Origin of the sequence: Burkholderia sp. ABCPW 14 (assembly GCF_001523835.1) — a bacterium.
Classification (GTDB): domain Bacteria; phylum Pseudomonadota; class Gammaproteobacteria; order Burkholderiales; family Burkholderiaceae; genus Burkholderia; species Burkholderia mayonis.
In genome coordinates, this window is the sequence record NZ_LOVS01000079.1 from 1 (window position 1) to 10,613 (window position 10,613).

The 10,613-nt window shown below is 65.0% G+C and carries 8 protein-coding genes and 1 pseudogene; 5 read left to right on the forward strand and 4 right to left on the reverse strand.

The features are described 5' to 3' along the window. Positions 1-451: 451 nt before the first annotated feature. Positions 452-2,257 (forward strand): methyl-accepting chemotaxis protein, encoded by a 1,806-nt coding sequence (locus WS62_RS11660; protein ID WP_066570974.1) that lies wholly within the window; start codon positions 452-454, stop codon positions 2,255-2,257. A 225-nt stretch (positions 2,258-2,482) separates the two neighbouring features. Here WS62_RS11660 and WS62_RS11665 read toward each other — a convergent pair whose 3' ends face one another. Both WS62_RS11665 and WS62_RS38065 read right to left on the reverse strand, forming a co-directional pair. Continuing rightward, positions 2,483-3,304 carry an alpha/beta fold hydrolase gene (locus WS62_RS11665; RefSeq protein WP_066570975.1) on the reverse strand — a complete coding sequence of 274 codons (822 nt, stop codon included), beginning with the start codon at positions 3,302-3,304 and terminating at the stop codon, positions 2,483-2,485. A gap of 231 nt (positions 3,305-3,535) precedes the next feature. Beyond that, entirely contained in the window at positions 3,536-4,066 is a 531-nt protein-coding gene (locus tag WS62_RS38065; protein ID WP_231748266.1) for a hypothetical protein, read from the reverse strand. Between the two features lie 222 nt (positions 4,067-4,288). On the opposite strand from WS62_RS38065, the gene WS62_RS11680 reads away from it, so the two are divergent. The 4 genes from WS62_RS11680 to WS62_RS11695 all read left to right on the forward strand — a co-directional run bounded on the left by WS62_RS11680 (position 4,289) and on the right by WS62_RS11695 (position 8,320). After that, positions 4,289-4,966, forward strand: coding sequence for a CsgG/HfaB family protein (locus tag WS62_RS11680; RefSeq protein ID WP_066570977.1), 678 nt, complete (start codon positions 4,289-4,291; stop codon positions 4,964-4,966). Positions 4,967-5,011: 45 nt separating this feature from the next. Further along, positions 5,012-5,434: a DUF4810 domain-containing protein gene (locus tag WS62_RS11685; RefSeq protein ID WP_066490996.1), complete on the forward strand. Its 423-nt coding sequence runs from the start codon at positions 5,012-5,014 to the stop codon at positions 5,432-5,434. An 8-nt stretch (positions 5,435-5,442) separates the two neighbouring features. Further along, positions 5,443-6,117 carry a DUF799 domain-containing protein gene (locus tag WS62_RS11690; protein WP_066570978.1) on the forward strand — a complete coding sequence of 225 codons (675 nt, stop codon included), beginning with the start codon at positions 5,443-5,445 and terminating at the stop codon, positions 6,115-6,117. A gap of 541 nt (positions 6,118-6,658) precedes the next feature. Beyond that, positions 6,659-8,320, forward strand: coding sequence for an acid phosphatase (locus WS62_RS11695; RefSeq protein WP_066570979.1), 1,662 nt, complete (start codon positions 6,659-6,661; stop codon positions 8,318-8,320). 214 nt (positions 8,321-8,534) lie between these two features. Here WS62_RS11695 and WS62_RS11700 read toward each other — a convergent pair whose 3' ends face one another. Together WS62_RS11700 and WS62_RS11705 are read right to left on the reverse strand one after the other, a co-directional pair. After that, on the reverse strand, positions 8,535-9,158 hold the full coding sequence (locus WS62_RS11700; RefSeq protein ID WP_066570980.1) for a LysE family translocator: 624 nt from the start codon (positions 9,156-9,158) through the stop codon (positions 8,535-8,537). A gap of 1,214 nt (positions 9,159-10,372) precedes the next feature. Next, positions 10,373-10,613: pseudogene (locus WS62_RS11705) on the reverse strand (IS5/IS1182 family transposase); the annotation flags it as partial.

Below are 10,613 nucleotides of genomic sequence, written 5' to 3' on the forward strand. Positions count from 1 at the left end.
GCAGAGTGAACGGGTTGGTTTGCAACAACGGTGGCAAGTCTCGGCATCCACGTTACGGACGGCGTCGGGATATCCCGGCCAAACCCCTATCAGCGATCACCAGCCACCCACCAGGCCCGGTGACAACACCCCCCGGATCATGACTGCGACTGGGGGCGGGAATCATGCCGGGCCTGGCTGGCCAAAACCCCAATTATCGGGGTGTGAAGATAGTAACGGGGGCAAGCGACGCATACGGCGTCGAACAAATTCTGAGTCTTCGGCGTTTCGAAAGCTTCGGTTGCGTCGTGCCGTCTTTCCGGCGGTATCGCATCGAAAGCATGCGATATGTCGGCCAAAATGGCTGATTCCGCCCTTATCCGGTTGTAATAGTCCATAAGGAAAAAGGGGTTAAGTCGGCCGGCTCGGCGGCCGTAAACAAGGGAGTTCGCCCTCGTCCCCACGTCGCCCCATGCTCTCCTCGATCCGGTCCCGCATCCTCGCCGCGTGCCTTGCCATCGTCATCGGCTCGCTCGTCATCAACACGGCGCTCAATTACTTCGTCGCCAATCGCTACAACCGCGAGTCCATCACCCAGAACCTCAGCGCGGTGCTGACCGGCCACGAGGCGGGCATCGCCGACTGGGTCGCGTCGAAGACGCAGATGATCGTGTCGGTCGAAGACGCGAGCCTCGCGCCCGATCCGATTCCGGCGCTCAAGCAGATCGCCGCCGCCGGCGGGTTCACCAACGTCTACATCGGCTACGCGGACAAGACCGCGAAGTTCTCCGACGCGACCGGCATTCCGCCCGACTACGATCCGACCGGCCGCCCGTGGTACAAGCAGGCCGTGCAGGCGGGCAAGCCCGTCGTCACGCCGCCTTACGTCGATGTCGGGACGGGCAAGCTCGTCGTCGCGTTCGCCGCGCCGATCCTGCGGGACGGCGTGCTGAAGGGCGTCGTGTCCGGCGACGTCGCGATGGACAGCGTGATCGCGAACGTCAAGGCGATCCATCCGACGCCCGAGAGCTTCGGGATGCTCGTCGACCGCAGCGGCCACATCGTCGCGCATTCCGATCCGAAGCTCACGCTCAAGCCCGTCACCGATCTGTCGGACGATTTGAGCGTCGACGCGCTCGCCGCGTCGTCGGCCAACGACAGCGCCGCGCCGATCGAAGCGCACGTCGCGGGCGCCGCGAAGCTGATGCGCGCGCGCGCCGTGCCGGGCACCGACTGGCTGACCGTCGTCGCGCTCGACAAGTCCGACGCGATGGCCGGCATGCATTCGCTGCTGCTCGTGTCGATCGGCACGCTCGTTGCGCTCGTCGTCGTCGCGGCGGTGATCGTGAGCGCCGTCACGGGCGTCGCGTTCAAGGGGCTCGCGCGCATTCGCGACGCGATGGAGTCGATCGGCTCCGGCACGGGCGACCTGACGCAGCGTTTGCCCGACACGGGCCGCGACGAAGTCGCGCAGATCGCGCGCTCGTTCAATGCGTTCGTCGGCAAGCTGCACGACGTGATGCGCGTGATTCGCGACGCGAGCGAATCGGTGCGCCATGCGGCAAGCGAAATCGCATCGGGCAACCACGATCTGTCGCGCCGCACCGAATCGGCCGCGGCGAGCCTTCAGGAGACGGCCGCATCGATCGAGGAGATCACGTCGACGGTCACGCAATCGGCGGGCGCCGCGCGCCAGGCCAACGACATCGCGACGAACGCGGCGTCCGTCGCGTCGCGCGGCGGCACGGTCGTCTCCGACGTCGTGTCGACGATGCACGAGATCGAAGGTGCGTCGGGCAAGATCAGCGACATCATCGGCGTGATCGACGGCATCGCGTTCCAGACCAACATCCTCGCGCTGAATGCGGCTGTCGAGGCGGCGCGGGCGGGCGAGGAAGGGCGCGGCTTCGCGGTCGTCGCGGGCGAGGTGCGCACGCTCGCGCAGCGCAGCGCACAGGCGGCGAAGGAGATCAAGGCGCTGATCGCTTCGAGCGTCACGAGCGTGTCGACGGGCGCGACGCTGGTTCAGGAGGCGGGGCAAACGATGAGCGACATCGTCGGCACGGTCTCGAACGTGACGACGATCATGCGCGAGATCTCGAACGCCGCCGACGAGCAGACGCGCGGCATCCAGGAAGTGAATCGCGCGGTCGCGCAGCTCGACGAGATGGTTCAGCAGAATGCGGCGCTCGTCGAGCAGTCGGCCGCCGCGGCTTCGGCGCTGCAGACGCAGGCGGTGGAGCTTGCCGAAGCGGTCGGGCAGTTCAAGGTCGCCTGATTCGATTCGGTACGGCGGCGCACGCGGCGCGGCCTCGCAACGACGCCGTCGCGTCGTTCGGCATCGTCGAGAGCGACGGCGCGGCCGTCGAACGGTCTCCGGCTGCGGTGGTTTGCCGGTCCGTACCGTGTCAGGTCGCGTCGATGCACCGGCGCTCGCGACATAGCGCCGGGCCGCCGCACTTCGGATGCGTTGCGCGCCGCGTCCCGTGCTGCGTCAGGCTCGTCACGCCTGACGGCCGTCGCGCCCGAGCCAATCGAGCAGCATGCGCGTGACGAACTCCGGATTCTCGAGATTCGAGATATGTCCTGCATTCGGCACGAACACCTTTTCGCAGCCGATGAGCGTCGCCATCTCGCTGGTTTCCTCGGGCGGCCGCGCGACGTCGTTCGCGCCGCACATCACGAGCGTTCGGTCCGCCGGCAGCGCGCCCAGTTTCGAGCGCGCGTCGTTGCGGCCGAACGTGATCTTGCCGAGCGGAATCACGGAGTCGCGCAATGAGTCTGCCCCGAACGCCTGCAGCGCGCGCCGGAAGCCCGCGGGCAGCTCGCTTGCGAGATCGATGCCGGGTCGGAAGAAGATCGGCACGATCGCGTCGAGCAGCGGCTCGGGAATTGCGCCTTCTGCGTCGATCGCCGCGAGCATCTGGAAATACTGGTTGCGCGTCGCGTCCGGCTCCTCGCCGACGTAGGTGTCCATCAGCACGAGCCGGTCGATCCGCTGCGGCGCGCGATGCGCGAGCGGGACCGCCCACATGCCGCCCACCGACAGCCCGACGATCGAGCAGGTCTCGATGCCGAGGTGATCGAGGAGCGCGCACATCTGCGACGCGAGATCGTCGAGGTTGCTTGTGCCGGCGGGCAGGGGGCCGGACTGGCCGTGTCCCCACAGGTCAGGCGCGATGACGCGATACGACTTCGAGAGCGCGTCGAGCTGCGGCTCCCACATCGACGAATCCCACAGGTAGCTGTGTCCGAATAGGACGGGCGCGCCGGTGCCTCTGATCTGATAGTGAAGAGGCTGGCCGTCGATAGTGACGAAAGGCATACCGATAAGGTCTCCGGCAGTGAATCGGTTGAAGGAATTCGGGGGGGAACGCGCCGAATCGATGCGTGTGCGGAAATAATCGAATCGGCGGCGATCGTCGCAATTGCCGCCGTTGAATGCGGGGTGACCGAATTGCCGTGCCACCTTATATCGACCGTGTGTCGAAATCAATCGAGCTCGCGGCCATCGTGCCGCTCGGATTCGAAGCCACCGAATTCGAATTGGCATGCTTCATCGGCATTTCAAACTCGGTATGGCAATCGAAATCGAGAAATGCCTGGTATTCCGGTGCGTCGACGCGCGGCCCGTTATGCGTGCAACGTTGCGGTCGCTCGACATTCGGCACTTTTTTGTTGTCGCCCGTGCACGGTTGCCGTTATCGTTGCGTACTACGAGAATAATTGCGTGTCGTGAGAGCTCAGTGGCAGCACACAACGAGATTTGGCGCCTGGCGTCATCCAGGCATCGGGGGGCGGTGAGCACGGTCGAGCCGGCGGCATGCGCGGCGAACGGACCGGTGCGCCGCAACGCATCGTCGCGCGCCGCGTCGCGGCCGATGCATGATCCGGCACGCGGCCGATCGGCGATGGCGCGTCGCGCCGCGATCGCATCCGGTCTGCGCATCCTGCGCGCCGGCTCGACACCGTCCGGCCGTGCGCCGCGTCGCGCTGCGCGCACGCGCGGGCGCGCCGATGCACGGCCGAGCACGCCGGCCGCCGCGCGCGAATCCCGACCATTCGCGCTTCTCATTCGATCCTGCATCTGACATTCGGCGTCGCGTCGCGGCTCGTTAGCGCAACGCGACGCCGTTCGGCGTGCGCGCTCGTTGCGCGCGCCTTGACGGACGCCGCCGCAGGCGACGAATCCGGGACGCGCAAGCGCGCTGATCGATTCGTGCACGCGGAGTGCGGCGACCCGGGCCGGCCGATCGGCACCGGACCGTCGACACGGCGTTATTAGCGATCTCCAAGGAGGGTCCATCGTTTGAAAACTTCGAAGACAGTTCTGGCATTGCTCGCGGCATCGGCCGTCGTCGCGTTGAGCGGCTGCGCGACCGAAGCGTCGCGCACGCTGCCCGTGCCCGCGTCGGTCAGCGCGCAAAAGCCGTTTGCCGGCAAGCCGATCGGGATCGCGGTCGGCAAGTTCGATAACCGTTCGAGCTACATGCGCGGCATCTTCACCGACGGCATCGATCGTCTGGGCGGCCAGGCGAAGACGATTCTCGTCACACAGTTGCAGCAGAGCCGCCGCTTCAACGTGCTCGATCGCGAGAATCTCGACGAGATCAAGCAGGAAGCCGCCTTCATGAAGAAGACGCAGAACGTGAAGGGCGCGAATTACGTCGTGACGGGGGACGTCACCGAGTTCGGACGCAAGGAAGTCGGTGATCAGCAACTGTTCGGCATTCTCGGTCGCGGCAAGAGCCAGATCGCGTACGCGAAGGTGAACCTGAACATCGTCGACACGACGACGTCGGAGGTTGTGCTGTCGAGCCAGGGCGCGGGCGAATACAGCCTGTCGAACCGCGAGATCATCGGCTTCGGCGGCACCGCCGGCTACGACTCGACGCTGAACGGCAAGGTGCTCGATCTCGCGATCCAGGAAGCGGTCAATCACCTCGTCGAGCAGGTCGACGCGGGCGCGCTCGCGTCCGGCAAGTAAGCGCGCGGCGCGCGCCGAATCATTCATCCATCGACTCATTCGACAATGACAACAACGAAGAAGACCTTCAAGACGGGGGCCTGGCTGCCGATCGCGGCAGCAGGCGCGCTGCTCACGGGCTGCGCGGCGAATCAGCCGAAGCCGCTCTACCAATGGGACGGCTATCAGCCGCAAGTCTACGAATACTTCAAGGGACAAAAGAGCCCCGAAGACCAGATCGATGCGCTCGAGAAGGCGCTGCAGCAGATCCGCGCGAAGGGCAACCGTCCGCCGCCCGGATTCGAAGCGCATCTGGGGATGCTGTACGCGAGCGTCGGCAAGGAACAGCAGGCCGAACAGGCATTCCAGGCCGAGAAGGCGTCGTTTCCCGAATCGTCGCCGTTCATGGATTTCCTGCTGAAGAAGAAATCCGCGGCGCCGCAACCGAAACCGCAAGCGCCGGCGCAAACGCAAGCACAACAACAATAAGGGCTGCCATGTTCAAGTTCATTTCCGCAAGACTCCTGTCGGCCGCGTCCGTGCTCGTGCTGCTCGCCGCGTGCGCGGCGCCGGCGAAGCACGTCGACTACACCGCGTTCAAGAAGAGCCAGCCGCGCGCGATTCTGCTGCTGCCGCCGCAGAACGACACGTCGGACGTGAAGGCGACGTACGGTCTGCTGTCGCGGATGACGTTGCCCGTCGCCGAAGCGGGCTATTACGTCGTGCCCGTCGCCGTGATGGAAGAGACGTTCAAGCAGAACGGCCTGACGAGCGCCGCCGACGTCCAGAGCGTGTCGCCCGCGAAGCTGCGCGAGATCTTCGGCGCGGACGCGGCGCTGTATACGACGGTTACGCAGTACGGCTCGGTCTACACGGTGCTCGACAGCACGACGGTCGTGTCGGCGTCCGCGAAGCTCGTCGACCTGCGCACGGGCGACTTGCTGTGGCAGGGCACCGGGCGTGCGACCGGCAAGGAACTCGGCTCCAGCATGGATTTCAGCGGACTCGGCCTGATCGCCACGCTCGCGCAGGCGGCCGTCAAGCAGATCGCGCACACGCTGAGCGACGACGCAGTCGACGTCGCGGGGCTGACGAGCGGCCGGATGTTGTCGGCCGGCCAGCCGAACGGCCTGCTGTACGGCCCGCATTCGCCGAAGTACGGCACTGACTGAGCGTCGGCGTCGATCGGTGAGGAAACGGCTCGGCCCGGGGTGGCCGGGCCGTTTTTTTTGAGTGACGCTGCCGGCGCGTTGCACGTTGCGGCACTTGCGGCTCGATTGCGACGCGCTCGACCGCGCCGCTCGTGCGGCCGACGCGCAGGCGCGAGGCAGGATTCGGCCGCCGCGTTCGCGGCACGATCACGTCCGCGACCTGGTTTCCTTGCAAGGTGAAATTGCGCACGAATGTTTCATTTTTCGCCGTTCATGCATCAATTAAGCAAGGTTTAGTGCGATCGGCGCGCTATAGTCGCGAATGTGACGTTTTAGTGACAGTGCGCGGCCAGGTCGTTTCGGCCTTTTTTGCAAACGCTCTAGCGGTTCGAATGCGTGTCGCGGATCGGAGCGGCGGCGCGCACCGTGCCGGCTGCGGCATCGAACGGCCGCGCGCGCACGAAACACGTCCGACTGTCGCAACAGCGATGCGACGCTGCCGGTCTCAGGCGCCGACGCGCGCGACGGACCGTACGACCAACCAGAAGATCGAGGAGCAGAAGTGACTGACAACAATTCCCCGTCGACCGACCTTCCCGAAGACCCCGACCGCCGCCGCGTGCTCGGCGGCATTGCCGCGCTCGGCGCGAGCGTCGCGCTCGCCGGCTGCGAGACGACTGCACCGGGCGCGCCGCGCACGGCCGACGATCTGCGGCTCGATGCCGCGTTGCGCAAGGAGGTGCGCAACATCGTCGTGATCTATGCGGAGAACCGCAGCTTCGCGAACCTGTTCGGCGATTTCCCCGGCGTGCAGCAGCCGCTCGGCGCGGCGCCGCCCGAGCGCTACGCGCAACTCGACCGTGACGGCAGGACGCCGCTGCCGACGCTGCCGAAAATCTGGGGCGGCCTCGTGCCGCAGGCGCAGGTCGTCGACGGCAAGCGCTATATGATCGGCGAGCGCGACATCACGGGGCTGCCCAACGCGCCGTTCGTGATTCCCGATGCGCACGGCAATCCGCTGCCGAACGGCGTCATCACGCGCGACCTGTGGCATCGCTTCTATCAGAACCAGATGCAGATCAACGCGGGCCGCAACGATCAGTTCGCCGCATGGGCTGACTCGGGCGGGCTCGTGATGGGCCATTACCGCAATTCGGCCGAAACGCTGCGGCTCTGGAATCTCGCACGGCAATACACGCTCTGCGACAACTTCTTCATGGCCGCGTTCGGCGGCTCGTGGCTGAACCACATCTTCCTGATCTCCGCGCAGGCGCCGCTCTATCCGGACGTGCAGAAGAGTCCGGCGAAGCATTTGGTATCGGTCGTCGAAGGCGACGATCCGACCGGCGCGCGCCTGAAGCTCGCGGCGGATTCGCCCGCGTCGGCGCTCGACGGCCCGCCGAAGTTCGAGAACGACGGCCTCTTCACGCCGGACGGCTACGCGGTGAACACGATGGCGCCGCCGTATCAGCCGAGTAGCGTGCGGCCGCCCGTCGACGGCAACCCGGCATATGCGGATCCGTCGAATCCGCGCGTGCTGCCGCCGCAGCACTACGCGACGATCGGCGATCGCTTGTCGGAGAAAGACATCGATTGGGCGTGGTACGGCGGCGCGTGGCAATTCGCGCTCGAGCATCGCGACACGGGCTCGGTGCCGGATTTCCAGTATCACCACCAGCCGTTCAATTACTTCAAGCGCTTCGCGCCGGGCACGGAGGCGCGCCGTCGGCACTTGCGCGACGCGGGCCTCGGCGACGATGCGTCGACGAACCATCTGATCGCCGACATCGACGCGGGACGCCTGCCGACGGTCACGTTCTACAAGCCGCAGGGCAACCTGAACATGCATGCGGGCTATGCGGACGTCGAGTCGGGCGACCGTCACATCGCGAACGTGATCGACCACATCATGCGCGGCCCGCAATGGCCGCACACGGTCGTGATCCTGACGGTCGACGAGAACGGCGGCTGGTGGGATCCGGTCTCGCCGCCGAAGGGCGACCGCTGGGGCCCGGGCTCGCGCATTCCGGCGATGGTGATCTCACCGTTCGCGAAGAAGGGCTACGTCGACCACACGCTGTACGACACGAACTCGATCCTGCGCTTCATCTCGCGCGTGCACGGACTCACGCCGCTCGACGGCGTCGCCGCGCGCGAACGTGCGTTCGCGGCGCGGGGCGAGCAGCCGCCGGGCGATCTCACCGCGGCGCTCGATCTAGGCTGACGCTCGGCCGAGATGCCGTAGCGGGCAGCACGCCCGGTTGTCGGGCGTGCTTGCGAGCCGGTTTCACAGGTGCGGCCGGCATCGCGGATAGGACAGCCTTTGGGTGCGTTCGTGCGCCGCTTCGAACGTGCGTCAGGCTTCCGGGAGCACTCACGTGTTCGCCTCGGACGCGCCACCGGCACTGCCTGCGCGGCCGGCCGGCACACGCGCGGGGTCAGCTCCGCGACATCCCGAGCGTCAGCGTACCCGCACCGATCAGCACGGCGCCGCCGCCGTAACCGAAGCGGCGCTGCGCCGCGGCGCCCGTCAGACGAGCGGCCGCGAAACTCGCGATGCGCGCATAGCAGGCGGCGTTGATCGTCGCGAGACAGACGAAGGTCGGCAGCAAAACCGCGCATTGCTGCGCGAACGTCTCGTGCGGCGAAATGAACTGCGGAACGAACGCGACGAAAAACACGATGCTCTTCGGGTTCAGCGCGGTGACGGCCCATGCGGACAAGAAACGCCGCTTCGCCGAGCGGCGCTCGACGCTCACGTCCATCGCGCCGATGCGACGCGCGTGCAGGATCGACCGGATGCCGAGATAGACCAGATAACCGCCGCCGACGAGCTTGAGCGCCGTGAACGCCGCGGCCGACATCGCGAGCAGCGCGCCCGCGCCGGCGAGCGAGATCGTCATCGCGGTGGTGTCGCCGGCCGCGACGCCCGCGATGGTGCTCCACGACGACCGATTGCGGTTCGCGAGCGAATCGCCGATCACGAGCAGGATCGTCGGGCCGGGGATCATCAGGAGCACGATGCTCGCGCCGGCGAATGCGAGCCAGGTTTCGACGGACATGGGAGCGTCCTTTCGCGTTTTCGCGGGGTAAGGCGGGGTAAGAAGAAGCCTCAGTGATCCACGCAGGCGGGCGGCTTGTCAAGCGGTTCCCGCTGGCGACCATTCCTCGCTTTGCGTCGATGGCCGCTGTGGCGTCAGGGAAGCGTTCTCAATTTTGCTTCTTCATGATCGTTATATATACCTAGCGCAGCTTAGGTCCCGCAGCGTTGCTGATTCGCTGCGACGAACAATTACGAAGGCATACGCGTGGTCGAATGAAGCGGTTGATCAGTGCAATAACGGATTCGGTTTTTTTCTGCCATGGCGGAATGGGTGCTTTACAGAGCCATCACGCTGGACGGTTACGCCAATTCCATTTCGGGCGGAAACCATCACCACGGACGCTCTATTCCGTCGAGCGGGCATCGCTTTTGCCTCGATTCGATCTCAGCAGGGGGCGACTACGCGACCAATCAAGAGGGTAATACGAAATCGAAGTATGCGGCCCTGGTGATTTACAACAGAACTAGTGCCACTGACCAGACGGCTGGAATCACATACTATGGACTGAACTCGGGCGGAAACCTCGCACCCATGTATCGTTCCGGCAAGAACGGTAGCGTTAAGGAGATTGTCGAAAAATGGAGGGACTGAGGACGCTGTCACGCAGTGCGATTCGGTAGTTCATCCGAGTCAGCGATTTCGCGCACAGTACGCTCGAAATGGCCTGCCCTATCCAAGTCGAGTATTGCCATGCTCGGGCGACGCCATGCGCGAGTGCGCATCAGCGGTTCCGTAGGACGTAGATCCTGAGTATCGCGGCGCAATCACGCATGCGATTGAGTGGATGCCCGGTATGAAGCGACCGCCTCAGTTTGCACGATTTGGATCCTTGAAGGAATAGACGTCGACATCTCGAGCCGCCTCGTCGGATGAGGTCGACCGCGGGCGCGACGAGGATCGTACAACTCGTCGTATACGCCAGCGTGTGGAGCCGCCGCACGCGATCGAGCGGAATGGCGCTCTTCAGTTTTCCTTTCGTCTGTCGATATTGCTTGAAACAGTCTTCATTGCGAATGGCAACGAAATTACCGTTATTCGATGTGCGATTTTCTTGCAACCGATGAAATAGCAGCCTATCTAGGTTTTTCAAGACGCATGGCGAAGGAAAGTGCTTTGTTTTAATTTCCCTATGTCGTCGGCCCTGAACAATTCGTTTTGTCGCGCAGATGAAGCTATGCCGCCGACGGCGCAGCGGCTCGGAAGCTGAGCAAAGCGACGAGAATCAGGGCGTAAAAAAGCCGCAGGTTGCGCAGGATCATCCGCAGGTTGTGGCCAGCGCCGCACAACACCGCATGAATCGCATCGCCCAACGAACCCTTGAGCCAATTTCGATCGAGCTTGCCGTCGGCCTTCATGTGCCCGATGGCCGGTTCGATTGCGCTGCGACGCCGGATCATTGCTCGCAGGCCGCGT